Origin of the sequence: Bacillus sp. HY001, from assembly GCF_007558965.1 — a bacterium.
Classification (GTDB): Bacteria; Bacillota; Bacilli; order Bacillales; family Bacillaceae_G; genus Bacillus_A; species Bacillus_A mobilis.
Genome location: NZ_VLTE01000414.1, coordinates 1 through 236 on the forward strand (window position 1 = coordinate 1; position 236 = coordinate 236).

The 236-nt window shown below is 33.1% G+C and carries 1 pseudogene; it reads left to right on the plus strand.

Annotated elements, in window-relative coordinates:
* Positions 1–236, plus strand: a pseudogene (locus FOT98_RS32030) (XRE family transcriptional regulator); the annotation flags it as partial.

Consider the following 236-nt stretch of genomic DNA (forward strand, 5'->3'; position numbering starts at 1 on the left):
AAAAGTAATCTCTCATTGGGAGTATAGTGATCCACTTGATGAACAACAAATTGGGAAACGTAATTGGTTTAAAAACTATTACGCTAATTTAGGAATAATGATTTTACCGCCTGAGGAAATGCTGCAATCAATGGATAAGGTAATCGGAAAGAAATGTATAGAAGAACTTCAAGAACAATTACCTGAAGTAACAGTTGTTAAAGAAGTAAAGAAGACTGTAGAATCAGTCGAACAAA